This window comes from Clostridium sp. HBUAS56010 (assembly GCF_007115105.1).
GTDB lineage: Bacteria > Bacillota > Clostridia > Lachnospirales > Lachnospiraceae > Lacrimispora.
Window position 1 is genome coordinate 919,526 of record NZ_SULJ01000001.1, and the last position, 24,760, is coordinate 944,285.

General features: G+C 41.2%; 23 protein-coding genes. 4 read left to right on the plus strand and 19 right to left on the minus strand.

Translation table 11 applies throughout. The features are described 5' to 3' along the window. Positions 1-32 precede the first annotated feature (32 nt). The 3 genes from FAY33_RS04430 to FAY33_RS19260 all read right to left on the minus strand — a co-directional run bounded on the left by FAY33_RS04430 (position 33) and on the right by FAY33_RS19260 (position 3,096). A complete protein-coding gene (locus tag FAY33_RS04430) occupies positions 33-1,148 on the minus strand; it encodes a 4-hydroxybutyrate dehydrogenase (RefSeq protein WP_143319528.1) in 1,116 nt (371 codons plus the stop codon). An 11-nt stretch (positions 1,149-1,159) separates the two neighbouring features. Further along, complete coding sequence (locus FAY33_RS04435; RefSeq protein ID WP_143319529.1) at positions 1,160-2,518, minus strand: aldehyde dehydrogenase family protein; 1,359 nt, start codon at positions 2,516-2,518, stop codon at positions 1,160-1,162. 317 nt (positions 2,519-2,835) lie between these two features. Next, on the minus strand, positions 2,836-3,096 hold the full coding sequence (locus FAY33_RS19260; protein ID WP_185967477.1) for a hypothetical protein: 261 nt from the start codon (positions 3,094-3,096) through the stop codon (positions 2,836-2,838). 124 nt (positions 3,097-3,220) lie between these two features. Here FAY33_RS19260 and FAY33_RS04445 point away from each other — a divergent pair, with 124 nt between their 5' ends. Together FAY33_RS04445 and pelA are read left to right on the plus strand one after the other, a co-directional pair. Next, positions 3,221-3,553 (plus strand): helix-turn-helix domain-containing protein, encoded by a 333-nt coding sequence (locus tag FAY33_RS04445; RefSeq protein ID WP_143319530.1) that lies wholly within the window; start codon positions 3,221-3,223, stop codon positions 3,551-3,553. Between the two features lie 360 nt (positions 3,554-3,913). Then, positions 3,914-4,900, plus strand: coding sequence for a pectate lyase (gene pelA, locus FAY33_RS04450; RefSeq protein ID WP_207705995.1), 987 nt, complete (start codon positions 3,914-3,916; stop codon positions 4,898-4,900). 140 nt (positions 4,901-5,040) lie between these two features. On the opposite strand, the gene FAY33_RS04455 is transcribed toward pelA, so the two are convergent. The 5 genes from FAY33_RS04455 to FAY33_RS04475 form a co-directional block, all read right to left on the minus strand. After that, positions 5,041-5,550 (minus strand): ABC transporter transmembrane domain-containing protein, encoded by a 510-nt coding sequence (locus tag FAY33_RS04455; RefSeq protein ID WP_143319531.1) that lies wholly within the window; start codon positions 5,548-5,550, stop codon positions 5,041-5,043. Positions 5,551-5,628: 78 nt separating this feature from the next. Then, positions 5,629-6,225, minus strand: a complete 597-nt coding sequence (locus FAY33_RS04460; RefSeq protein ID WP_243126555.1) for an ABC transporter ATP-binding protein — start codon at positions 6,223-6,225, stop codon at positions 5,629-5,631. Positions 6,226-6,376: 151 nt separating this feature from the next. Beyond that, positions 6,377-7,147, minus strand: coding sequence for a 4,5-DOPA dioxygenase extradiol (gene ygiD / locus FAY33_RS04465; RefSeq protein WP_143319532.1), 771 nt, complete (start codon positions 7,145-7,147; stop codon positions 6,377-6,379). Further along, positions 7,129-7,626 (minus strand): hypothetical protein, encoded by a 498-nt coding sequence (locus FAY33_RS04470; RefSeq protein WP_143319533.1) that lies wholly within the window; start codon positions 7,624-7,626, stop codon positions 7,129-7,131. The genes ygiD and FAY33_RS04470 overlap by 19 nt, the downstream gene beginning before the upstream one ends. Positions 7,627-7,725: 99 nt before the next feature. Then, positions 7,726-8,631 carry an AraC family transcriptional regulator gene (locus FAY33_RS04475; protein WP_143319534.1) on the minus strand — a complete coding sequence of 302 codons (906 nt, stop codon included), beginning with the start codon at positions 8,629-8,631 and terminating at the stop codon, positions 7,726-7,728. A 161-nt stretch (positions 8,632-8,792) separates the two neighbouring features. Between FAY33_RS04475 and FAY33_RS04480 the strand changes: the two genes are divergently transcribed. Continuing rightward, positions 8,793-9,701: an NAD(P)H-binding protein gene (locus tag FAY33_RS04480; protein WP_143319535.1), complete on the plus strand. Its 909-nt coding sequence runs from the start codon at positions 8,793-8,795 to the stop codon at positions 9,699-9,701. Between the two features lie 40 nt (positions 9,702-9,741). Here FAY33_RS04480 and FAY33_RS04485 read toward each other — a convergent pair whose 3' ends face one another. From FAY33_RS04485 to FAY33_RS04515, 7 genes are all read right to left on the minus strand, one after another. Next, entirely contained in the window at positions 9,742-10,578 is an 837-nt protein-coding gene (locus tag FAY33_RS04485) for a DUF1835 domain-containing protein (RefSeq protein ID WP_143319536.1), read from the minus strand. Positions 10,579-10,791: 213 nt separating this feature from the next. After that, entirely contained in the window at positions 10,792-11,139 is a 348-nt protein-coding gene (locus FAY33_RS04490) for a cupin domain-containing protein (protein WP_143319537.1), read from the minus strand. 82 nt (positions 11,140-11,221) lie between these two features. Beyond that, on the minus strand, positions 11,222-11,908 hold the full coding sequence (locus tag FAY33_RS04495; RefSeq protein ID WP_143319538.1) for an NAD(P)H-dependent oxidoreductase: 687 nt from the start codon (positions 11,906-11,908) through the stop codon (positions 11,222-11,224). A gap of 1 nt (position 11,909) precedes the next feature. Beyond that, positions 11,910-13,055 carry an ABC transporter ATP-binding protein gene (locus FAY33_RS04500; protein WP_143319539.1) on the minus strand — a complete coding sequence of 382 codons (1,146 nt, stop codon included), beginning with the start codon at positions 13,053-13,055 and terminating at the stop codon, positions 11,910-11,912. Further along, positions 13,021-13,635, minus strand: coding sequence for an ABC transporter transmembrane domain-containing protein (locus FAY33_RS04505; protein ID WP_143319540.1), 615 nt, complete (start codon positions 13,633-13,635; stop codon positions 13,021-13,023). The genes FAY33_RS04500 and FAY33_RS04505 overlap by 35 nt, the downstream gene beginning before the upstream one ends. A 96-nt stretch (positions 13,636-13,731) precedes the next feature. Continuing rightward, positions 13,732-14,493 (minus strand): TIGR03943 family protein, encoded by a 762-nt coding sequence (locus FAY33_RS04510; protein WP_143319541.1) that lies wholly within the window; start codon positions 14,491-14,493, stop codon positions 13,732-13,734. A gap of 2 nt (positions 14,494-14,495) precedes the next feature. After that, entirely contained in the window at positions 14,496-16,076 is a 1,581-nt protein-coding gene (locus FAY33_RS04515; protein ID WP_143319542.1) for a permease, read from the minus strand. 92 nt (positions 16,077-16,168) lie between these two features. On the opposite strand from FAY33_RS04515, the gene FAY33_RS04520 reads away from it, so the two are divergent. Then, positions 16,169-16,588 carry a DUF1569 domain-containing protein gene (locus tag FAY33_RS04520; RefSeq protein WP_143319543.1) on the plus strand — a complete coding sequence of 140 codons (420 nt, stop codon included), beginning with the start codon at positions 16,169-16,171 and terminating at the stop codon, positions 16,586-16,588. Here FAY33_RS04520 and FAY33_RS19865 read toward each other — a convergent pair. The 4 genes from FAY33_RS19865 to FAY33_RS04540 form a co-directional block, all read right to left on the minus strand. Next, positions 16,577-18,151, minus strand: a complete 1,575-nt coding sequence (locus FAY33_RS19865; RefSeq protein ID WP_143319544.1) for a hypothetical protein — start codon at positions 18,149-18,151, stop codon at positions 16,577-16,579. The genes FAY33_RS04520 and FAY33_RS19865 overlap by 12 nt on opposite strands. After that, the gene (locus FAY33_RS04530; RefSeq protein WP_143319545.1) at positions 18,144-18,851 is read right to left on the minus strand and encodes an ABC transporter ATP-binding protein; all 708 of its coding nucleotides are present in this window, start codon (positions 18,849-18,851) and stop codon (positions 18,144-18,146) included. The genes FAY33_RS19865 and FAY33_RS04530 overlap by 8 nt, the downstream gene beginning before the upstream one ends. Before the next feature lie 483 nt (positions 18,852-19,334). After that, positions 19,335-22,814: a hypothetical protein gene (locus FAY33_RS04535; RefSeq protein WP_143319546.1), complete on the minus strand. Its 3,480-nt coding sequence runs from the start codon at positions 22,812-22,814 to the stop codon at positions 19,335-19,337. A gap of 15 nt (positions 22,815-22,829) precedes the next feature. Further along, the gene (locus FAY33_RS04540) at positions 22,830-24,437 is read right to left on the minus strand and encodes an extracellular solute-binding protein (protein ID WP_143319547.1); all 1,608 of its coding nucleotides are present in this window, start codon (positions 24,435-24,437) and stop codon (positions 22,830-22,832) included. Positions 24,438-24,760 lie beyond the last annotated feature (323 nt).

A 24,760-nucleotide genomic window follows, 5' to 3' on the forward strand; every position in this document is an offset into this window, starting at 1 on the left:
TTTCTTCTGAAAGCGTGACTGCAATCAACGGATTAATATAACTCCTGATAAATCTTTAACACCCTTTTTTCATCCAAAGGCACAAAGTTATTTGCCATCAGCCGTTTCTGCTGTTCCATGACACTCTTTGTAAAGACTTCCAGTTCCTCTGGTTTCACGCCGTATTCATGAAGAGCTTTTTTCGGAAGAATGGTTCCAAGCAGTTCATCTAACTGATCATAAACTTCCCCGGTTCCACAGCCTAAAAGGGTTGCCAGCCGGCGGTTTAAAAGAGCGATCTCTCCATCCTGACGAATCTCCATATAATTTTTCAGCACTCCGGTAAACATGGCATAATTGCTTTCCCCATGTGGAACATGGTAGGTGCCTCCAAGGGGATAGCTGGTGGCATGAACCGCCGCACAACCGGCTGTGCCAAATGCAATTCCCGCATAATTGCTTGCAATCAGAAAATCCTTCATGATGGGAATTCTGGCTTCTTTTCCCTCTGCCTTGATCTTTTGATACCCCCGGATAATCATCTCAATTGCCTTATAGCCAAACAGTCTGGTATAAGGAGTGGCTTTGGGGGAAAGGCTTGATTCCACTGCATGAACCAGGGCATCAATGGAACTGGTGGCAAATACCCCAAAAGGCAGTCCTTTTAAGAGTTCCGGCACAAGTACCGCATCATCTGCATACATGTGGGGAGAAACCAAACCAACTTTTGTTCCCAGTCTGGTCCGGTTAATAATGGAGATATTGGTTACTTCACTTCCTGTTCCGCAGGTAGTTGGAAGAATCACCAGATCCCGTTTCTTTTTGATCTGATCCGGTGCCTCATAGAGAGAATCCAAAGAATCTCCTGCTGATACAGCCACTATTTTGGCAATGTCAATCACTGTGCCTCCACCTATGGCAATAATGCGTGTGCAGTCTGTTCTGGCTGCTGCCTCTAAGATTGCATCCACCATTACGTCTGTAGGTTCTCCGGTTCCGTAATTTTCCTGAAATATGGTATGGACATTTAAGTGCAACTCCCCAAAATACGGCGTATATATGTATTCGTTGGTCAATACCAGATCATTACTGCCCAGTTTAAAATCCCTGGCAAATTCCTCACAGGTCTCATAAGAAGAGATCTGGGTTTTTAAAATAACTTCTTTCATAAACGGCTCTCCTATGCAAAAACTTCATTGTCAGACGGCTGCTTCCAATTTTTCTTAACAAAGGCAATACGGCTCTTATTCATGAGATGGGTGTAGAAAAGATTTTCACTGATTGCATTATTTCCCCAGCTTCCGCATCCAAGGGTTGTGGTGGGATTGAGAGAGTTGGCAAATGCTCCGCCTGCCATGCTGGAACAGGTCTGATTCACAACCACACGGCTTACCGGAAGTTTTACCCCGGCATACTCAATATGGGCTTCATTGTCAGACTGGATATCTGCGGAATGTCCTTCTCCTTCTACTAAAAGATTGTCATACGCAATCTCCACTGCTTCTTCCCAGGTTTTATAGCTGTAAGCAGCCATCATGGGGCACATCTTTTCCTTACTCCATACCACACCTGCACCATGACGTTCCGGTTTCACGATCAACACTTTAGTTCCCTCCGGAACTGCGATATCTGCCAGATGAGCAATGGTTTGTACAGACTGTCCAACCACCTTTTTATTGATAACTCCGCCAGGGAATACCACATCTGCAAGACGGGCAAGAATCTCCTTATTATCAATGTAGTAGGCGCCTTGTGAGGTGAATTCTTTTATGATGGCATCGTAATCCTTTTCCGGTGCAATAATGCTCTGTGTTCCGGAACAGATAATTCCATTGTCAAAGATACGGCTGGCAATCATGCGCCCTGCTGCTGCCTTATAATCAATTCCTTCATCAATCAGTCCCTGAACATTTCCTGGTCCCACACCATAGCTTGGCTTTCCGCTGGAATAAGCAGATTTCACCACGCCCATACCACCGGTGGCAATGACTGCATCGCAGGCAGACATTAATTCAGTGGTCAAATCAATGGTCGGTTCTTCTATCACCAGGAAAATATCTCTTGGCACGCCCATGCGGTCCAGTTCTTTGTAGTAAAGATCCGCCAGTGCCACAGCACATTTTTTGCCGCGGGGATGAGGTGCCACAATAATGGTGTTCTGGCATTTCACTGCAAACATGGCATTGCACATGGGGGTTACAACAGGATTGGTACATGGGGTCGCTGCTGCAATGACTCCCATTGGCTTTGCAACCTCAATCAGTCCGGCTTCCTCATCTCTTCCAATGATTCCAATGGACTTCTTTCCTTTCAGGGCATTCCAGATTATTCTGGATTTTCCCTTGTTCTTTGTAACCTTATCCTCGTATACTCCCATTCTGCTTTCTTCTGCAGCCAGTTTTGCAAGCTGCTCTCCATGATCGAAAACAACCTTTGCAAACATTTTTACAATCTCGTCGGTTTTTTCCTGATCGTAGGTGCATAAAATCTGTTGTGCCTTTTTGGAACGTTCTACCAATGACTGAATAAATTGACTCATTTTAGCTCCTCCCTATTCGTTGTTAGTGATTTTTTTAACATTGTTTCTGTTACTAGTCTACATCCTTTTTCTGAAAATTAGAAATACTAGTTTTTTATCATAAACGATAGGATTTTTATATATATGTTTTTATGCACTTTAAACAACATTATATCATCCTATCAATTACTTTTCTCAATTATGCTTGTTTTATTTTAAATATTCTATTTTTTATTGGCAAATACGCCATGTTTTTATAGGAATACAGGGAAAATAATAATGCTGGAATTAAAAAAAACCTCTAATCCCATTTTCTGAAATTAGAGGTTTTCTATTTATTATTTATTATGATTGTTAATTTTAAGACAATCAATTTTTATTCCATAAAATAGTCCGGTCCGTTCTCCATCTGCATTGAAATCCGGTGTATCCATCAGTCTCTGGGTATGGGTTTTATCGGTATATAAACTTCCTGCACCCCCAACCAGAAGAAGTCTGTTTTCTCTTCCGCTGAGCAGATTCGCAAGAAAAATGATGGATTCCTTATGCAGAAGCTGGGGTCCCTGTTTGCCCGTGGCGCCTATAATCATAATCTTCATATATTTTTTCCTTTTAATCTCTTGCAATCATTTGATTATGTTATTATAATATACCTAGTTTCTATCGTAAAGTAGGCACCTTTCAGTCACCAAGGTTACCAGAAGATACTAATGAGGTGAAAAAATGTGTAGACAACTTCCTGACTGCCCTGTGGAATTAACAATTGTATTGATTGGAAATAAGTGGAAGGTTTTAATTCTCCGGGACCTTATGGACGGCACCAAACGATTCGGCGAGCTGCGGAAATCAATCGGTTCTGTATCCCAGAAGGTTCTGACTTCCAATTTAAGGGAATTAGAAAACGATGGTCTTCTTACCCGTCATGCTTATGCAGAGGTTCCCCCAAGAGTGGAATATACACTGACAGAAACCGGATATAGCCTCCGGTCTGTTCTGGAGGCCATGCACATATGGGGGGATAAGTATAAAAAAAAGTTATCTGGTCTTTCCCAATGAACCAACGCTGACTGCACACCCCCCATTCCTATGCAGTCAGCATTTTTCTTACTTCTACATAGGAAACTTCTCACGCCTCTCCCACCAATGAATTATTATACATAAAAAATTATATTTTTTCAAAAATCAGTGCATTCTGACTATTAATTTTTCTCAGCTGGTGATATAATTCCAATAAGATTGGGATTATTTTACAGTACCATATTTTTCGTCATAACCACATATATAGAAATAAGAGATTCATGTTTTTCTTATGTACACTCCTGTGATAAAGTAATTATTTTGTTAAAGGAGGTGCCCCAGGAAGGTTCGTTTCGCTTTAGCACAGGTCTACAAATAAAGAATAAGTGAGGATATCGCATGACTAGAAAAATGAAGAGAACAAAAGTACTGGCATCTATGGCTTTGGTAACTGTAATGACGCTTTTCTCCGGTATATCCGCGTTTGCCGCAGACGCCGATGGTGTCAAAGCCAGTATCGCGGATATTATAAAATATCAGAATTCTGATGGTGGCTGGAAAAAGGAATACAAAAAAAATAGTGGTGACTGGGCTCGCTCTACCATTGATAACAACGCAACCTATACAGAGATTAAAAGACTGGCAGAAGATTATAAAAAAACCAGCTCTAATAAGAGCAAAGAAGCTTGTATGAAGGGAATCAACTTCCTGTTGAACATGCAGTATGAAAACGGCGGCTGGCCCCAGATTGCAGGCAAAGCCAAAGACAAATACCATATGTACATTACATATAACGATGATGCCATGATTAATGTAATGTATACGTTAGACGGGATCGCCAACAAGTCCGGAGATTTCTCCTGGGTTGATGATGAAACAGCCCAAAGATGTGCCGCTTCGGTTGCAAAAGGTGTTGACTGCATTTTAAAAACCCAGTATCGGGATAACGGGAAATTAACTGCCTGGGGACAGCAGCACAACGAAGAAACTCTTGCACCGGCTGAAGCAAGAGCGTACGAAGTTCCTTCTCTTTCTTCCAAAGAAAGTGTACCCATTGTAAAGTTCCTCCAGACGAGAGAACAGACACCTGAAATCAAACAATCAATTAATGCTGCCATGGCATGGTTCAGCCAGACGAAGCTTACGGGAATTAAAGTGGAGAAAATCCGGGACGCTGACGGCAAAAATGTAATTGATGCAATCGTTGTTGCTGACCCAAATGCGCCTGCTCTATGGGCACGTTTTTATGAGTTAGGAACAAACCGCCCCATCTTTGTAGGACGTGACGGCATTGTAAAGTATAATCTTGCAGAGATTGAACAGGAAAGAAGAGCCGGCTATAGCTGGTATGGTTCCTGGCCTGCTAACAACTTAAACGTAAAATAATTCATTTAAAAACACGGGATCGGAAGAAAAAGTTTTTTCTGACCCGTGTTCTCTATTTAAACCAGACCATATAATTATTGTAGGCCTTTATCATTCCACCTGGCTGATTGGAGAATGTTCCGCTTTTTCCACCAAAGACATCACTTCCCTGGAGTGAGATCAGCATGGGGTATTTGCAATTTCTGAAATAATTTTCCTCTACAAAAACAGAGTATGGGCTGTGACTGTAAGGGATTCTGAAACCGCCTGTCTTGCAGTATCCTCTGCCCCTTTACTTCCTCTGGCAAAGCCGGATTAACAGGACCTTCAATTTCTTCCGGACTATCCAGGAAATCAAAGGTACGTTTTACAGAAGCCAGACTGGTCTGCAGAGTCTCTGATACTTTATCTAAATCGCTGGTTACACGGCTTAATATCTCTCCTGCTTTGTTCCTGTCATAGAACCACAAAGGCAGGCGATGAAGCTTCTGGCTGATCTGCTTGCGGAGGGAAAGTGTAAGATTCTCTGCTACAGTCGCCATAATATAGGATTGTAAATAATAAAACAGCCAGGTAATGACAATGCAGCACATAATAACAAAAAGCCGGGCGCGCTGCCCTTTTAAACGCCGGATCAGCCGGATTAAAGTACTGCCTGTATCTTTTTTCATATTCACTTCCTGGTTTTCTAATAGCTCTAACTGGTTTTTGTCAATTCTTCGTGAGTTCCAATTCCGGCAACCTTTCCTTCATCCAGAACCACGATCTGATGCGCATGAAGAAAGGAACTGATCCTCTGTGCAATCACCAGCAGAGCTGCAGCCTTTGTTTCCCGAACCAGTGCCTGGCGCAAAGCTGCATCCGTCTGAAAGTCCTGCGGAAAAACTGTCATCAAAAACATAAAGTTCCGGTTTTTTCACCAATGCTCTGGCAATGGAGAGACGCTGTCTCTGACCTCCGGAGAAGTTGGTTCCGCCTTGGGCTACTAAGGAATTAAGTTCCTCTGGCAGAGAACGAATAAAATCTCCTACCTGTGCAATATCCGCTGCGTGGATCAGTTCTTCATCGGTTGCATCTTTGTTGCTGTTGCTATAGCGCAGATTTTCGCCGATAGTTCCGGAAAAAAGCATGGCTGCAATGGTGGATTTTCCGCTTCCGGTTCCCCCTATGATTGCAGTTGTCTCTCCTCTGCGGCAAGCAAAACTCACCTTGCTCAAAGTATCTTCTTCTGCATCTGGGAAACGGAAGGATACCTTGTTAAATTCTAAAATCTTATCTTCTTTTCTGGTGCTGTCCATTGTCAGCACAGAAGAACTGTCTTTTATTTCCGGAGAATAATCCAGCACTTTCCCAACTCTGTCAGCATTCCAGTGCTCTCGGAAGAGTTAAGATCACCATCTGCAATGGTACAGATCAGCGCAACAAAAGACCCGGATGCCATAATCAGACATAACTTCCAATGAGGTTTCTTATTTGTCAAGGATTTTTTTTAATGCGTCAGAAAAATAAATAACTGGTCATAGATAATGCTCCCAACATGCAGCCATTGTTATAGATCTTAATCTGATCCTCCTGATCTGCAGCTCCCAGCAGATATAAGATTGGGTTAAAATGCTCCGGTGTAGGCACCGCCAGCTTTGCACGCTCGCCAAACCGTTCATAATGAATGACATTCTGGTAATTTTTGCTTTCAATATTTTCTTTAATATAATCATCAAAGGCATATGCCCAGTCAAATCCCCTGTCTCCCATTCCCCAGTCAACCAGACGGAGATTATGGACAATATTGCCTGATCCAAACAAAAGCACTCCCTGCTCCCTTAATTCTTTTAAATCCCTGCCAATCTGCTCATGCACCGGTGCAGGTGCAGAAGCATCAATGCTGATCTGAAAAACCGGAATATCCCTTTCAGGATACATATGAACCAGTACAGACCAGGTCCCATGATCAATTCCCCAGGAATCGTCATAGACACTTTCTTTGCTAATTAACTGTTTCACCCGCTCTGCCAGGGTTTTATTACCGGGAGCACCGTACTGAATCTCATACAATTCTTTTGGAAACCCATACATATCGTGAATTGTCTTAGGATTTTCCTCATTCATAATCTTAGTCCCTTTGGTATACCAGTGAGCAGAGATGGACACAATCGCTTTTGGTCTCGGAATATTCTCTGACATCTCTTTCCAGCTTCTTGTATAATGGTTATCTTCTACCGCATTCATGGGCGAACCATGACCTACAAATATCATGGGCATTTTTGACATGGGCTCATCTCCTTTTTTAGAATAGCATTCTGACATCGGGGTTTATGTATCTCCCCTTCCCACTGGGGATGACCTGTCTGATCTTTTTTGATACACCTCATTGGGCAGATTTTCATGCAAAGACCGCAGGCATTGCACTGGTCTTCTGCATAAAGCCGGCTGATTCCCTCTGACTGGCTGAAATTCATCAGCTCCATATAAAGTGCCCTGGGAGTTGAAGTATCTGACGTTTCACAAGTTCTCCCCTGGTTCTTATAGCCAGTCAGAACCAGCCTCTCTAAAAACACTCCCACCGCTCCCGGCAGAGTATCCGCAAACGTTGGAACTACAAAACCGAGAAACTCTTCCTGGGAAATATCGTATTCATACTCCTTCTCTCTCAGAGCATGACCGATGGAAAACAGTTGATCCCCGGTTTCTTTTGCAATCTTCTCAGCCGCATAAAAGGAATTGCCTGTTGCCGTAAAATAAAAAATCATAAATCCACACTCCTGACTAAACGTTTCTGAATATTCTTATACTTGTCTCTATCCGTCCAGTATACTCAGTTTTTCCTCACAACGCAAGAACGTTTTTCTTCATGCCCTCAGATGCTTTGCATCACGTTTCGGAGGCAGACCAAACATACGGGCATACTCTCTGTTAAACTGGGATGGGCTTTCATATCCAACCAGAAATCCTGCATCAGCCGCCGTGATCTGGGAGGACAGCAGCAGGCGCCGTGCCTCCTGTAGGCGCAACTGCTTCTGATACTGCAAAGGGCTCATTGCTGTTACCTCTTTAAAATGCCGGTATAGAGAGGAAATGCTCATATTGGCAGTCTGCGCCAACTCTTCCATACGCATTGGCTTTGCAAAATCCCGCTTCATCAGAGAAGTGATTTCGGCAATTTTACTGGTATGGCTTGCTGAAATTCCGATCTGCTTTAAACAACTTCCCTGCTCCGTCTGTAAAATACGATAGAAAATCTCCCTGATAATCAGAATAGAAAGAGAGGGAATATCCTGTGGAGTATCCAATAGACTGACCAGCCTGCAGCACGCATCTAATATGGGATGAGTAATATCTCCTACAAACATGCCTCTGGAAGATTTGTTATGATCATAAGAAGAACCACTGTTTTGCACGATATCACAGATCACCTCCGGCTCAATCTCCAGGCTCATACACAGCAAAGGGCACTGCTCATCTGCCTGTACAATCTGCCCGGTATAGGGCAAATCAAGAGAAACCACCAGATAATGAAAAGGATCATAATCATAAGTGTCTTCCCCTACAAGAACTCTTTTTTCTCCCTGAACGATGATACATAACGCTGGTCCCTGAATATCAAAAACAGGTCCTTCCCTATAAGAAGTGCGAGTAAAATGCAAGGTTGGAATTGCCGTTAAATGGCTTCCATCTGTGTTTGCATGATGCTCAATCTGGCGTACTAATTCCGCCTGCTTGTCTAAAATCTGCTGTTTTTCCGCTCTTGACTCCATATTGCGATTCCTCTTCACACTCTTATGAATTGATACAACTATATACATAAATATTAACACGTATGATAGAAACAGGCAATGTTTTGAACGAAATGATCTACCGCATAAAGATTCTTTTGCCGTATGATAAGAATGATCAAAAAAATCAGGAGGAATATGCAATGTATGTTATAACAGGTGCAACCAGCAGAACAGGAAGTGTTGTGGCAAATTATCTATTAGATCACGGAATGCAGGTAAGAGTGCTCGGGAGAGATGCCAGGCGGCTGTCTGTATTTGCAGAAAAAGGAGCAGATATTTTTGTTGCAGAACCAACGAATAAAGAGGCACTGACAAAAGCATTTGCAGGAACAAAAGCAGTCTATACCATGCTCCAGCCTAACTATATTATTACAAGCAATGATTTTCGCGGGTTTCAGAATCAGATCCTGAATGCCATGATTCCAGCTTTGGAAGATGCAAACGTAGAATATGCGGTTTCTTTAAGCAGTTGGGGAGCGGATAAACCAGATAAAACCGGATCTGTTGCCGGACTTCACCAGTTGGAGCAGCGTCTTAATGGAATCAAACATTTGAATGTTCTTCATCTTCGTCCTGGATATTTCATGGAAAATACCCTTTCCCAGACAGACAACATAAAATCCAGAAATATGGCTGCAGGACCATTCCGCGGTGATGTAAAATTCCCCTTTATTGCTACAAAAGATGTTGGAACTGCTGCAGGAGAAGCTTTATTAAAACTGGACTTTAAAGGGAAATCTTTTCGTGAACTCCATGGAAGTCAGGATCTTACCATGAGTGAAGTCGCCGCAATCATAGGCAAAGCCATTCAAAAACCGGAATTAACTTATGTTCAGGATTCAAAGGAAAAAACCAGAACGGATTATCTGGAAATGGGCTTTTCTGAGCACATCATTCAACTGATTCTGGAAGTTGCTGATGCCATGAATGAAGGGCATATCCATATGCTGCACTCACGTTCCGCAGACAATACGACAGCCACTTCCTATGAAGATTTTGTCAAAAAAGTATTATTGCCCATGTGTCGGGCAAACACCACAGACAGCTAAAAAGCCGGCAGTTCCAAAGAACTGCCGGCCTTTATCTGCTTTAAGAGGATTTTAACCTTACGCTATAATAGCGCATTGCTTTCAAATCTCCCTTCACTTCAAAAATATCTTTTTTAATCAAGGTTCTTAACCGGTATTCTAAAAATTCCGATATAAAATACTGATCCAGTCTCCCCAGCACATCTCCGATTAAGAACGCTGATTTTATATATAAAGCTGATTTTTCCTGATTTTGAATTTTCTTTGCTCTCTGAATTATAAATTTATCATAGAAATCTTCTGGAACACAATCAATCTTTCCATTTTTCCATACCCTCATGCTTTCTTTGCTTTTGGATAAGGTCAGCCAGTCCATTACAAGACCTTTCTCTTCCTCCATAGTCAAGCAAGTACATTCCTCTATCTTTTCATATATGATCTGCATTCTTTCAGGCATAACCTCGCCTGAGGACAATACAGTACCACTCCGGATATCGCTGCCAAAAAGGAAAGTATTTAACTTGGTTAAATTTATCACAATGGTTTTTTTCTTTCTGTTTTTCAGAAGGTACATAACATAACGCAATCCCGTTTGCTCACTTGCATTTTCACAGTTCCAGATAACAACACATTCTCCTTCCAAAATGTGCTTAATCTGGTTCAATGCCCTATCATTATATTCTTTATAATCAAGTAAATCTTCTCTTCCAAAAATGTTATTGCTTTTCACCCAGAGTAGTCTTTCCTCTCTCCCAGAATTTTTATGGAGATTCCAGATGGGACCTATGGAGAAGCAATCTTCAATGGTGATCACTGGTTCTTTTTCTTTCTTGTCAAGTTTATATAAAATATGCTTCAATGTAGCTGCTGCCGACACTCCAAACACAATATGCACCATAGAACTTTTTCCTCCAAACAATATGTTTTTTCGTATTTAAACACCAAACATACCATAATTATCGTCACACTACAGAATTAAATTAAGGCAGTGACTGTATTGTAAGGAAATTCCTGCATGGAGAGCCTTACTTTTTGTAATGTTTAAACAACTTCCCTCATAAACAAAAAGGCTGAAAGCTCCTTTAAGAAGTCTTTCAGCCCTACCACTTTATTAAACATCAGCATCCTTTGCAAAAGCGTCCGTACCGATTGGTGAAATCGTAACATAAAGACGTAACACTTGTTCACCAGTGTTCACAACCTGCATGCTTTCCTGTCCATCAACCTGCATTAATTCGCCTGCCACCAGGGAAGTCTCCCTGCCATCTGTAATTACATTGGCACTGCCTTCCATTACCTGCAAAAAAAGAGTGGATTCCAAATGTGTATGTCCTGGCAGCACCTCTCCTTTTCCAATATTTAAAACAAATGCAATTACATTATCACTTTTGAAAATCATCCGTTTGGCAATCTTTTTCTCCGGGTCCTGGAAATAATCTTTCAATGTATATTTGTTCATTCTTATCCCTTCCTTCTCTCTTGGTTTTATCCTTACTATGCCCTGTTTGGAATATTTAATAACGATTTATTTTAACAGAATGTTACCAGGGTCTTTTTTCTTTTAGCCAGCCTTTTTCTTTCCAGTACTTCACATCTGCTTCACTCCAGCCTTTTTTCATCAGCATTCTCATCATATAAAAAAACATCCTGGTTTTCAGACCTGGCACTACTCTGCCATTTCTACATTTAATCTTTTCAGCCAAAGAAGAAGTCTTTCTGTCTATCTTCTGCCTGGTTTTTTCTGATACTTTTTCATAGGTAACTGCATGTACGGAGATTCCATAGGAATAAATCCTGCCAACTCCCCAGAAAAACAGACTGTCTGCCATATCTTTGTTGGTTGATTTCATTCCTGCACCTGCTGCGGTGGAGATGCAGACTGCCTGCTTTGTAAACATCACTTTGGCAGGACGATGAACCATAAATCTGTAACCATAGTGATCCAAAAAAGCCTTCATGGACCCCGTAACATGGAATACATAAACCGGACTATCCAGTATGAGAACATCTGCTTCATCCATTGCCCTTGTAATGGGACTTATGGCTTCATAATGGGGACACAGTGATTCGTTCTTCATAAAGCATTGATTGCACCCAATGCAAAATTTATCGAAATCTCTTGGAAGAAAAAATTCAGTGACTTCCCCTCCAATCTTTCTTGCAAGCATTTCTGCAATATGGTACGTAGATCCTTTATGACTTTGACCATGTATCATTGTAATCTTCAAATCATGCCTCCCGTTCCAAAACCTCCTTAAACTGCTTATGATAAAGTTCCGAATACCGGCCATTCTTTTCTAGTAATTCTCCATGGGTTCCGCTTTCAACAATCTTGCCATTGTCCATCACAAAGATTTTATCTGCATTTAAAATTGTTGATAAACGGTGGGCAATTATAATAGAAGTTCTTCCCTTCATTAGTTTATCCAACGCGTTCTGTACCAATTCTTCCGATTCAGAATCCAGTGCACTGGTCGCTTCATCTAAAATCAAAAGTCTGGGATTTTTCACAAAAATTCTGGCGATGGAAAGTCTCTGCTTCTGCCCTCCTGAAATGCCGATTCCTCTCTCCCCCAACAAGGTATCCCACTGACTCGGCATCTGCATGATAAACTCATAGGCATTGGCGGCTTTTGCGGCGGTCTCCATCTCTTCCATGGTGGCATCCGGTTTTCCATACTTTAAATTATCCGCAATTGTTTCAGAAAAAAGTACGGTATCCTGGAACACCATGCCAACCTGTTTATAGAGGGAGTCAAAGGAATACTCTTTTAACTCATGTCCGGACAGAATGATCTTACCTTCATCCGGATCATAAAATCTTGCAATTAAATTGACCAAAGTTGTCTTTCCGCATCCACTGCTTCCTACAAGAGCCACTTTTTCCCCTTCATGGATTGTAAAACTGATGTCATCTAAAGTCTTTTCACCACAATCCTTTTTATAGGAAAATCCCACATGATCAAACTGCAGATCTAAGACAGTCTGGGGCTGCAATGTAACAGGATGCTCCTTCTCCTTTATATCCACAGGCAAATCCAGCAATTCGAAAATCCGGTCAATGCCTGCCATACTTTTTGCATAAGTTACATTGATTTCTGCAAACCGCTGTAATGGCGTCATCATCCAGCCTATATAGGAATAAAAAACAATCATACTTCCTACCGTCATTTTTCCCTTAACAACAAACATGGCTGATGCGCATAGAATAATTGCCTGCATAAGCATATAAAGTGCGGCTGACACAGCGGTACCTATAGAAGAGAACGTATCCTGACGTCTGGTGTGTGAAAATATATCCGATGACAGACTATAAAACTTCTGGCTTTCTTCTTTCTCCCTATGAAAAAGCCGTATTACAGCAAAACCTGCCATCCGTTCCTGAAAATAACCGGAAACCCTGGAAAGACCGAGGAAGCATAAGGCAGGCAAGCAATGTAAGGGGCACACTAATCGGCAGCAGTAAAGCAAGATAAATCACCAGGACAATGGAATCAATCCACACATTGGTGGCTACACTCCAGATGAATCCATGCACCTGCTCCACATCGTTATTGATTCTGCTGACAAGCTCTCCCGACTTATTGCTTTCATGAAACCGGGCAGACATTGGCAGCAAATGATCGTATAACTGACACCGGAGCTTATGAATGACCTTACTGGATACCCGCAGAGCACCTACTTCTCTTAAATAAGTGGCTGGAATATAGATAATAATATACAAACACAATAAGAAAAACAAGGTCTTATATATGATACTCAGTTTTTCTGCCGCGGAAAGAGAGTTCTCCCCTAAGAGCAGATCATCGGTAAAATATTTAAGAACCTGAGGTACAATCAGGGGTATGGTAAGTTTTAAAACACCCCCTGCTGTAGAAATAATAATATAATACCAGTGCGGAACAATATACCCAAGAATTCTGATTACTGAATTACGTTTTGCTGACTCTCCCATCTCATTCCCCAACCCCCGCTTATGTATTGAAATACTACTTCTATTATACCCTTGAACCGGGATAAAAGAAAGGAAAAATTACCACTTTTTCCCTCATTAATATGGATATACATATCCCTCTACTTCTTCTGCCAGTTCTACTTTTTCCACTTTAATATGTGGGTCTGCATACTTCTTTCCATGATACTCCTGATAACTGGCAAATAAAGTGCCTTCCACTCTTACCCAGGCGCCTTCTTCCAGCTCCTCTGCATCTTCATCGATACAAGGAATACCAACTGGTGCCAGATCCGCCACACAACAGGTCATTGCCAGACGGACAGGTGCAAATTGATAGTCCGTTTCTCCACCAGAATCTGTCATGACAGAACCCGTCATAATTATGGTATACCCCGCGTACTCCTCCATATTACCATACAACTCAGAATACCACATTCCAAAATATTCATCAGACACACAGATCCTATGATTCTCCTTATCTAATCCAGGTAACCCCTCCGCAACGGAACCTTTGGTACTGCCTCCATAGGAATTTTGTTTAACAGACAATTGGGAGCCAGTTCGTTTTATATCCCCAGCCCGTAATGGCGTGTGAGGAAGAACAAACAGCAAAAGAGGAATGAGCAGAAGCAGGCAGTGAGTGGTATGTATTTTGTATTGAAGCTGAAATAACCGTTTCATATCCCCTAAGATCCACATTCCCATGGTAACAGCAGTAAAATACAGATAAGGTTTCAACCTTGGAGCAACGTATTGCAGATATTTTCCGCTTGATACAAAATAAAGAAGCAATACGCCAAAAGAAGCAAAACATATGATTTCTAAAACAACCTGCCCATTTACCCTTCGAATCAGCATCTTCACACCCCCAGGGAATAAACAAGAATTATGACAGAAAAACACACTACAGATGTAGTCACAAACAACCGGGCTACAAAACCATAAGAAAACCCTGACTTCAAAATCAATATATTTTTTATATCCATTACAGGACCAAAGATTAGAAATGCCATAATGGCTCCTGTTGGAAACTGACTGCCAAAACTGCGTCCAATTACCGCGTCAGAGGATGAACACAGGGACAGGACAAAAGCCATCATCATCATGAACACAGTGGATGCGGTCAGATCAGCTCCCTGCCCGGATAAAGGTGTCATGTTTGCTCCTGCCACCTGAAAAACAGAGGCAATCAGCGTTCCAGCCATCAGATATTTCCCTATACGGAAAAATTCCACCTGGGAATGCTGCAGAAGCATCCGTATTTTGCCTCCATAACCAGTAGCAGATTTCAAATCTCCGTAAAAACCGCATCCACATAGCAGCCTGTTTCCCATGAAACCGGACAAAACCGATCTTTGGGGAGCCCACATTTTCATACTGATCCCTATTAAAATTCCTGACACGATTCCCAGGCATATCCTTCCATACACCATTGTCATATCACCTTGAAACGCATAATAAGTAGATAGAATAACCACAGGATTCACAACCGGAGACACCGCCATAAACGTGACTGCCGCAGGAAGAGGAATTCCTTTTTGCACCAGACTGCGGAATACAGGTATCGACACACAGTCGCAGACGGGAAGTAAAAATCCTCCTGCTACAGCCACCAGCAATCCCAAACCAGGGGATTTTGGAAAACATCGTTCCAGCCACCCCGAAGGAATCAATACCTGTATTGCAGATGAAAGAAGAATTCCAATCAGTAAAAAGGGCAATGCCTGTAAGATCATCCCTAAAAATATATTAATCAACGTATTGACAGGTATCTGATACGATTCTAAAACCGGTCTGCCCACATAATGCAGTGTCAGCAAAAGAAACAGAGCCACAAAAAAAGAATAGACTGGATGATGATTTTCTCCATAAAGTTTCCTTTCCAGATGGGAAACGCTGATTTTTTCTGTTAGAAAAATCACTGGCATGTTTGAATTGAGACATCGGAATTGGCTTTTTATTCTTTTCTGACAGGTTTTTAAATGCCCATTGCGCACAACTGCCAGATCGCTGTTGCTGATCTGCTCTAATAGAGCCACTCCAGTCTTTCCAATAAGATTTTCGATATACCTGCCATCTGCCATATGAATGACCTTTTGAATCTTACAGGATTTGGGAAGAGAGGATACCATAATCAGGTTCTGCAATTCTGATAAAGGAACCATCCCATTCCATTCAATCCAGACTTCATCTATATTATAATCCTCCATGACTGCTTCTATCTTTAATCGGATTTCATCCTGGTCATTTTCCAGCATTCTTTTGGAAAAACGCTTTTGGATTATATTAAAATACATACTTTTAAAATTTTCTTCTCCATGCTCAAACTGGATCAGAAAAACTCTTTTCTTTTGATGATCTGAATTGTTTAAAATACGTTTGATAAAGGTTGTTTTCCCGGCATCCAGAAATCCGGTTACAATAAAAATGGGAATTGTCATACATCACGTCCTATGAAAAGCGATTAGGAGCCTATACAAATTCTGATTATGTCTGCAAAATCATATGAACCTGCCGTCCTACGACTTTTTATATGACACAAAAGAGAGGTGTATTCTTAAAACCATACTTTTCTGGTATAACAAGCCCTCATTGGAACGTAAACCAAATCTGCCTCCACTGCGCACAGACCATTGAATATTCCATGACCGGTTATCCCAAACTCAAACCCGTTTTCATCCGGGCAACCATAGGGCGGATTGCCATTGGCAGATTCCTCTCTCAGGGATTCATGAAACACGACCTGACTGCTCCCGTTCCAGGAGGTGAAGCCATTGATGCAGGAAAAGATTCTTCAGAAAGCATTGACGAACTGCTTCAAACGATGGAGAGATTCCGCGCCTATTCCGGTCCCCTCCATCCTCATTTACTCTTTGGAACCTTAAGCAAAAAAGACTACGATTCTTACTTTGCCATGCACATCGCCGATCATCTGAGTGAATTAACGTTTTAGCTTAAATGTCTTTGGCGCCATGCGGTAGACCAGAATCAGAGCGATAATAATATACAGAATACAAAAAACACTAACCACCAGACCAAATGCAACGGTGGATGCTACCTTTCCGGCTGCAAAAAAACAGATATAATAGGTGGCAAAATCCAGGAACTGATAAAGGGGACTTTTTGTTTCCATCTTTTCATTATAGGGCTGTAACAGATAATACAACACCAGCGTGTGGACAGAAAAAAACACGGACATGGCTAAGATGGACATAAAAAGCACCAGATAGTTCAGAGGATTATCTGTTCCTCCTGAAAAATAAAGTACAAAGGGAAGACCGCAGGCAAGAATCACTGCAGGCAAAAGGTTAATTCCCACTATATATTTAAGCCGCTCTGTAAACAAGGTAAGAACTGCTTTAGGCTGACGATACATCCGGTAAGTGAGCATACTGTGGTCACAATTCATAAACAAAGCTCCCGTAATACTTTTCCCGCGGTTTATAAAATACATCACCAACAAAAAATATGGGAAATAAGTCAGCAGTACTTTATTGATCTGAATCCGGACTTCTGAAAAATAGAAACCCGTGCCAATGGCAATAACCAGCACACCAGTTAGAAGAACAGCCATCTTTTTCGCTGTACGGGTCAACATCTTGGAATGACGCTTCATAAAAAGTTCATTAAAGTAAGCATACCCTGTTTTATCGCTGGTCTGGCTCAAATCAGTTTCAATTTTCTTATTGAAATTTTTCTGCATTGTTCTGGCAGCCGTTGGGGTATTCATAACCGCTTCATTGGTGGTCAGCAGCGCCTGATAAATCTTACGGTATGCCTTAAAATGCCAGATGTATCCAAAGCATAAGATTCCCACGACTCCTATTGCCGCACTCAACGCAAGAAAAATTTGTTCATTTAGAAAAACCCCGGCAAAAGCAGGCAGATAAGCTCCTGCCAGCAATAAAGCAGAACCAGTCCAGACAATTGCAGTGGGCATACTTTCATTGCTGACTTTTCCTCCGTCACGGCTTTGACGCAGCATAAAAGCCGCAGCAATCAGCTTGACTGCACAGACAAATATGGGCATTACCAGACAGACTATGGTGCTGACTCCCGCGATCTTACCAAATAAGAGAGTAAAGGGAAGGAAACCAACCGCTGTTTTCAAAAGGAAATACAGATAGTTGGACAGAGTATATTCCCGCGGGTCCATGCGCATCAAAAACATGGCATAGTATTTATCTTTGGTGGGATTAAACATCTGGGTATTTAAGAGCCCACCCACAAGAGTTAAGAAAAAGTAAATATGAACAAACGCTTCCCCTGATAAACGATTAAACACAAACAGCGGTCCCAAAATCATAAGCAGAAGGTAAACAATCTTTCCAAAAAATACGGAACCAAATTCTATCATTATACTGATCATGTTGGCAAAGGTTTTCAGACTGCTGCTGGCATACAAAGAATCAGGAAGAAGCTTTTTAATGAGAGGAATGTATTTGAGCACATAGATAATGCTGTTGGTTTTATAGGTTTTGCGGAGCAGAAAGGATAGGACAAAGGTTTTAATCATGATCTTCCCCCCGCAATGTGGCAATAATCTTATCTTTAAATGCCACCTGATCCAGATTCTCTTTCCTGATCTCTTCCAAAACCCCTTCGTTTAAGATTACAATCTCATCGCACAAATCCAGTGCCAGTTCCATGATGTGTGTGGAAAATATAATAATATGTTGGGATTTAAGCTGACGAAACAACTCCTTCATCTCATCTGCCACCACAACGTCAAAGGAAGTAAGAGGTTCATCCAACAGCAAGATGGCAGGATTCGCAATAAAATTGACCAGCATCTGCATCTTATTTTTCATTCCATGGGAATAATCTTTTAAAAGCTTATCCCGGTCCTCCGGATCAATGCGCATAAACTCAAAATATTGGTCAATGGTACGGATATCTTTTCTCTGTTTTTTATTAATATCTATGAAAAACTTCAAAAATTCCCGTCCTGTGAGAAATTCCGGTACCACTGGAGTAGAAAGAACATAGCCAATATCCTGGGACAAAACGGGACGGAAAAGAAGATCCTCCTGCAACTCGAAACTGCCGCTATCAATGGAAATATCTTCATTTATACAATTAAAAAGTGTCGTTTTACCGGCACCATTACGTCCCAAAAGCCCGTAAATTTTCCCTTTTTCAAAGGTAAAGGAAGCACCCTTTAATACTTCTTTTTTATCAAATTTCTTTCGAATATCCCGAAGAATCAGTTGCATGAATCACACCTCTTTTCTTTTACTTTTACGGTAGCGTTATACCACTTACAGTGGAACATTCTAAAATTTATCAATATGCAGTCAACGAATGAATTGTGGTTCATATATTATCTGTTAAACTTGAGAAAAAATACAGATAAAATAAACTTTACATAATTCTATACTATTATATACTGCTTTATTTTAGATAGAAATTGATTGACAAAGTCAGTCCTTGTATTTAACTAAATCTTTTTCCGTAAATGTTTCAGCTTTTCCTAAGCTAAGTATAACAAGAAACCCACATATCAAATAAAACCATTTCTGACTTTAGATTATCAAAAAACTGCACTATTTGAACAATAACGAAAGTTCATGTGCTATGTTTCAATCCATGCTCATGATTCTTTCCATCGTCAACAGTGCAGTTTATCGGAACAACAAATAAACTACTGAAAAAAACTTATTACGAAACACTTTTGTTATACGAGCCAAATTTCATCTTCAATGAGTGGGTAATCCTCTCCCGCTCTCTCTCCACAACTCCTTTTTATCCTTATCCAGACCTTTTGACCAGACCTGAACATTGTCTGTTTCAATCTGTTCAACTCCTATTACCTGAATGCTCCCGTCACGGAGTTCTACTAAAACCTGATCGGCGCTGTTGGCCCATACTTTCTTTATCCGGGCATGGCTTTCATATGGTTCCAGTACTGTAATGTAACGCGTTGCCAGCCCTTGAGTTTTGACTGCATAGGTTTTTCTTTTCTGACTTTCATCTCCTGGATAAGTATCCGCTCCTAAAAGTCCATGAAACTTCACTGCCTGCAGATTAGTTAGATCAATAGAGATTACTCCGGCCCTATCCTGATCTATCGTGCTTGCGGGAATTGCAAAAGGATATTCCTCTCCTTTTATCATTACCCTACCGCCTTTATAATCCTTTCCAGTGCCATAGCCAGGCGCAATATTATCCAAGGATACTCTGGATACTCCATTCTTTATTGGGGCATACTCTTCTTCCAGAAGATCTGCAATCCTAATGATACTTCCATCTTCCAGTTCCAACTCCGCCTTCCCCCAGAACAGCCCCAGTGAAGTTAAAACTCTGTCTCCATTTTCTCGATACATCGGTTCATGCTTTGTAAAAAGAGTCAGACGTTCTGCGCCTGCTATATCTACATTGCATACCCCCTCTCCAAGAATCCAGGCACCAAAGGAGCCTTGATCTTTCACTATTTCATCTACTTCCACTTTATAGGAACAGGGGATGCAATAACCATCGCAGTCTGCTGGCCAGCCACTGTAAACAGCCATGGTTCCAACCATCTGAACCGTATTAAGCGGCCATGGGGTATACACATCAGTATGCAAGATACCCGACTCATTGTAGCAGGATTCCTCCCCTCTCAGCATTTGTCCCTCATCCTCTTCGGTAAATATTGTTGTAAAGGAAGCCTTTGTGACCTCAGAAGCTTCATACCAAAGACAATCTGTAATAAACTGTCCGTCAGATAATGGATTGGTGGTGTACTGCCCGGTATGACCAGTTTCTTTTATCTGTTTCCCTGTAAGTTCCTTAAACCCTTTAATATGAAAGAGGCTGCTAAAATCGTGCTCTTTCTCTCCTTTGAGATAATCAAAAAGAACAATAAAATCATCCATGACAGCCATAACCCTGGTCTGTTGAATTGGTTCCGTATAGTCACTGAGTTCCCCATATTCCGGTGCGTTTTCTCCATGAACGATGGGAAGATAACTTCCATTCATCTGGCATTGTTGCTCCAAATCCCGCTTAGAATCATAAACCATTCCCCCATAAGGCGGATAAGCCCATGTGGTGGTTACTGTCACTGCTGCTGCCTGCATTCTCTTTCCACTGTAAAATAATATTTTTTTAGAGTCTGCAGGAATTTGAACTTTACTATCTACCACTACCATGTTTTTGGTAAGGGAATTTTGTACATAAAATTTATACATAAAATGCTGATACCCCCACCAGCAGCATTCAGGGTTATACAGGCTTCTTCCATATCTCATAACAGACAACAGATTTCCGATGTCAAAATGTCCATGGGCATAACCATGGGAGCCATACCGCAAAACCGCCTGAATTTGTTCTCTTTGCTGTCTGCCCTCTTTCTGGCTTCGCAGCATGGCAATTCCTATATTATCCGAAAAAGCATTCTCTTTTTCCGCCTGAGAGGAATAATCCGGAAGCAATGGATCTCCAAATATAGGATCCTTATATTCACAACGTTTAATAATTGGAATGTATTCGGGATTTTTGTAATATTGATATGCCAAATCAAAGGTGGAACCAAAATGAACCCCTGCCAGTTTTTTTTCACTTGAATCGTTAATGCCGAATAATACTCCCCGGTAATCCAAAAATGGAACCGGTGCATCAAATATATCCTGAAGCTTTACATGATTTTTCCGGTTGCCTCCCCATTTTTTGTTATACATTCCAAAACGAACAGGAACATCTTCCAAATTCCAGGTTGCCCTTACCTCGTCGTTGTAAGGAATCTGAAACCACGAGTGAATCAGGTTATAGCCAAAAGGCAAAAGAGCATGAGCCGTATGGAGGCAAAGAGAGGAAACCCAGTTATTATAACCTACCGAACATTCGTGCCACCACCCGTCGTTTAGCATTCCAAACCGGAACTGATCCACAACTCCACCATTCCCAAATACAAACCGCAGTGCTCTCTCTATATCCTGTAAAGAAAGAGCACAATAAAAAGCTCCCACAATCTCCGATAAAAGCCAATTAGAAATATACCCACTCCGAATATGTACATCCAGAATATCCATATAAAGCCGGAATGTCTGCTCAATTCTCTTATGGTCCTGAGAACTTAGTTCTCCGCTATCATAAATTAAGTCATAAGGAATGGCAAGATGCTGAAAAAAATGCCCTTCCTGGACGTAGGACTGGCTGCAGCCCCTAAGTTTCTTAGGATATCCTTTCTCCGGATCCGTAAAGTTACGTAAAAAATCTGCAACCTTTCTGGCATATAATTGTTCCCCAGTCAGTTGATACATATAGGCAGCAGACATGATATCCGTCTCCACACTGGTTTCATAACAGTAAGGTTTGTGACTCTCCGGCTCCACAACCTCCCAACGGTCTGCTCTTTCCTTCCATTCTTTAAAAGCTGGCTGGTACATGGGGTACTTCTTAATCCGTTCCATTACCTGCTTCCAGCCAAAGCTATCATGATAAATATACGGATGGGGTAGTCTGCATAAGGTCTTTAACTCTACTTTCTCCGCTTTGGCTCCATCTCCATTTGCTGTAAAGATAATGGTAGTGGTCTCATGTCCTCCCGGTACCATACGCTGTGGTATTTGTACCTCCACTAATACCTTTTGCATTTCTCCCTGTCTTAATAGAAAACTGGCTGGTTTAATTAGAGCTTTCATGGATTCCCAACCACAAAAACTTTGGAGCCCGTTTACCTGCAAAAGGTGTTTCGTGCAGTTTTTTACACTTATCTCATAAGCAACTATTTCACCCAATTCTCCAGCTTTACCTCTGACTGGTGCGTCTGCAAAAATCTGTTCTCTTTTCTTTAAGCAGGCTTCCTCGATCACCACATCTTGGGGGTAGGAAACCTGCACTTCATCCAGAAACTGCCATATCTGCTCGTTGGACTGCTCCACAGAAAATGCAGACCAGGGGATACTCATTGGGTGAACTCCTTCTCCTGCCACTTCTGCTTTTGCCTTTGCTGTTATCTCGTTGGCAAAATGAACCTTAATCTCTATGGACACCGGTTCTTCTCTCAGACTCATTACCGTAAGAAAAAGTCCCTGCCAATTCCAGACATCAACACTGCCATCGTGTTTACTGAGAAATCCATATGGATAAAAGCCCTTTCCTCTGTCCTTATTGGGATGTCGCATGAAAAGATTTCCTGGCATTTCAACAGCACTCCATTGGCTCTTTAAATCAATATACCCTGGTTCTACCATTTGAGAATACCTTCCTTAACTTTTGCTTTTTAAATATTCATTGACTTGATTAACCAATTCACTCATGATAATCTGACCACCGCTTTCCATTGCTTCCTTACAATTGGCAGTTAGCATCTCTTTTATAGTACCATAAGAATTCGTACCATCATTGCTGATTCCATGAAGCTTTACAATAGAAACTTTACTGGTAACCGCCTTTACCTGGGCTGTCTCTGTTGCCATGGCACTGGCATCAAAGGTGAAGCCTGGAAGAAGATTGGAAGAGAAAGTATCATTTTCCAGTTCATACTTTTTATATTCCTGTATGGACTCGGAAAGGTTATCGCTAAGCTTTACAAAATTCTGATTCCAAGTCAGCATATACCCCGGAAATGCGTATTTGGAAAGAATCTTGTAGGTACCATCTCCATGATTCTCCCAGTCCTTTCCTTCAATCCCAAGTTCAATGAGATCATGGTTTTTCTCATCAGAAAAAATCCAATCTAAAAACTTCATTGTCATTTCAATATTATCTGAATTTTTGGGAATACAGAGGAAATTGTTTGCTTGATAACCAGTAGCAATGGCTCCTTTTTCCATATTCCTTACAGCATCTACATATACAAAGTATCCAAACTCTGCTTCAGGAGAATAAAGCTTCAACTGTTCATAGCTTTTCTCCGCATCATCAAGAGTACCGATGACCGATCCGGAAAGTCCACTGTTAAACTGAGTGGAAGCGTCTGTCTGTGCGAGAGAGTCTGTCTCTATATAACCTGCTTCTCTCCACTCTTTAAAAATTTCATAACGTTCTACTCCAAAGTCATACTGAAAACCTTCCGGGAAATCCTTAAATGCTTCGTCTCCCTGTCCTTCCGCTGCCGCTTCTACCACTTTTCCATCTTTTATGTAAAGATAATTCACCACATCCCCAGTTTTAACAGTTTGAATTCCATTTTTGCATAATTCAGCTTCCGTAATGGATTTTAGCTGGTAAAATCCTCTGTTTCCAATTACACTGAGAGGATAGACACCTGATTCATTTTCCTTTACCGCATCCCAGTATTTTGTTAATTTTTCATAGCTGTCAATGGTTCCAATTCCCCATTTGTCAGCCCAGTCCTGTCGGTAAAATACAGCAGGAATTCCGGTTCCATAAGTACGTAAAAGGGGAATAACACATTTCTGACCGAAAAACTGATTGTTTTCAATCAAATCTTCTGAGAAGTTTTTCTTTAATCCAGGAAAAGCATCGTTATTCCAGTAAGAGGAAAGATCGGCATAATAACCATCTGCTGCCAGGTTTTTTAACTGTACAAAGGGTGCATCAAAGACCAGATCCCATTTTTCACCTCCTGTAATGCTTAAGTTTAACTTATCATTATAATTGGAAGGAGCCACCCATGTAATCTCCAGATCCAGTGGAAGCCCATCTTTATCTAATCTGTTTTCTACTTCCTGCTCTACCTCTTCCCACCCCGCTGGCTTGTCTGAACGAAACATGACTTTCAATACAGTTTTTGTTCCCTTACCAGCAACCTCCGAAGCTACATTCTTGTTACCACAGCCGGTCAGTGCGGTTCCTGCTAACAATACTGCTGCAAGAGTACAGCAGCCAAATCGTTTTTTCCAGTTTTTCATGTTTAACCTCCCATTTTTTAATTTAGTGAATTTCCTGTTTTTTCACCTGGGAACCATTATCTCATTTTCCCTGTGGACCATCAATTCCAAAAACTAATCGTCTTTTTGATTCTTTAGGATTTTAAGTACTATATTTAACAGTGTGAATAATTGAACTTTTTTCTATGATATGGTAACCTTATAATACTATACTATAAGGGGGGGAATCGTTCTATGTTTTTATGAAAATGGGGGGGGGATTTATTATGCCAAAAAAAAGAGTAAGCCAGTTGCGGGAGGTTTGGAAATTCAAATACTTTAAAAGACTGGTAATTACATTTATT

Bases quoted from the DNA above. Each gene is read 5' to 3' on its own strand.
- FAY33_RS04430 (WP_143319528.1), bottom strand. From the start codon at position 1,148: ATGAAAGAAGTTATTTTAAAAACCCAGATCTCTTCTTATGAGACCTGT.
- FAY33_RS04435 (WP_143319529.1), bottom strand. From the start codon at position 2,518: ATGAGTCAATTTATTCAGTCATTGGTAGAACGTTCCAAAAAGGCACAA.
- FAY33_RS19260 (WP_185967477.1), bottom strand. From the start codon at position 3,096: ATGAAGATTATGATTATAGGCGCCACGGGCAAACAGGGACCCCAGCTT.
- FAY33_RS04445 (WP_143319530.1), top strand. From the start codon at position 3,221: ATGTGTAGACAACTTCCTGACTGCCCTGTGGAATTAACAATTGTATTG.
- pelA (WP_207705995.1), top strand. From the start codon at position 3,914: ATGACTAGAAAAATGAAGAGAACAAAAGTACTGGCATCTATGGCTTTG.
- FAY33_RS04455 (WP_143319531.1), bottom strand. From the start codon at position 5,550: ATGAAAAAAGATACAGGCAGTACTTTAATCCGGCTGATCCGGCGTTTA.
- ygiD (WP_143319532.1), bottom strand. From the start codon at position 7,147: ATGTCAAAAATGCCCATGATATTTGTAGGTCATGGTTCGCCCATGAAT.
- FAY33_RS04470 (WP_143319533.1), bottom strand. From the start codon at position 7,626: ATGATTTTTTATTTTACGGCAACAGGCAATTCCTTTTATGCGGCTGAG.
- FAY33_RS04475 (WP_143319534.1), bottom strand. From the start codon at position 8,631: ATGGAGTCAAGAGCGGAAAAACAGCAGATTTTAGACAAGCAGGCGGAA.
- FAY33_RS04480 (WP_143319535.1), top strand. From the start codon at position 8,793: ATGTATGTTATAACAGGTGCAACCAGCAGAACAGGAAGTGTTGTGGCA.
- FAY33_RS04485 (WP_143319536.1), bottom strand. From the start codon at position 10,578: ATGGTGCATATTGTGTTTGGAGTGTCGGCAGCAGCTACATTGAAGCAT.
- FAY33_RS04490 (WP_143319537.1), bottom strand. From the start codon at position 11,139: ATGAACAAATATACATTGAAAGATTATTTCCAGGACCCGGAGAAAAAG.
- FAY33_RS04500 (WP_143319539.1), bottom strand. From the start codon at position 13,055: ATGGCAGGTTTTGCTGTAATACGGCTTTTTCATAGGGAGAAAGAAGAA.
- FAY33_RS04505 (WP_143319540.1), bottom strand. From the start codon at position 13,635: ATGGGAGAGTCAGCAAAACGTAATTCAGTAATCAGAATTCTTGGGTAT.
- FAY33_RS04510 (WP_143319541.1), bottom strand. From the start codon at position 14,493: ATGCTGATTCGAAGGGTAAATGGGCAGGTTGTTTTAGAAATCATATGT.
- FAY33_RS04515 (WP_143319542.1), bottom strand. From the start codon at position 16,076: ATGACAATTCCCATTTTTATTGTAACCGGATTTCTGGATGCCGGGAAA.
- FAY33_RS04520 (WP_143319543.1), top strand. From the start codon at position 16,169: ATGACACAAAAGAGAGGTGTATTCTTAAAACCATACTTTTCTGGTATA.
- FAY33_RS19865 (WP_143319544.1), bottom strand. From the start codon at position 18,151: ATGATTAAAACCTTTGTCCTATCCTTTCTGCTCCGCAAAACCTATAAA.
- FAY33_RS04530 (WP_143319545.1), bottom strand. From the start codon at position 18,851: ATGCAACTGATTCTTCGGGATATTCGAAAGAAATTTGATAAAAAAGAA.
- FAY33_RS04535 (WP_143319546.1), bottom strand. From the start codon at position 22,814: ATGGTAGAACCAGGGTATATTGATTTAAAGAGCCAATGGAGTGCTGTT.
- FAY33_RS04540 (WP_143319547.1), bottom strand. From the start codon at position 24,437: ATGAAAAACTGGAAAAAACGATTTGGCTGCTGTACTCTTGCAGCAGTA.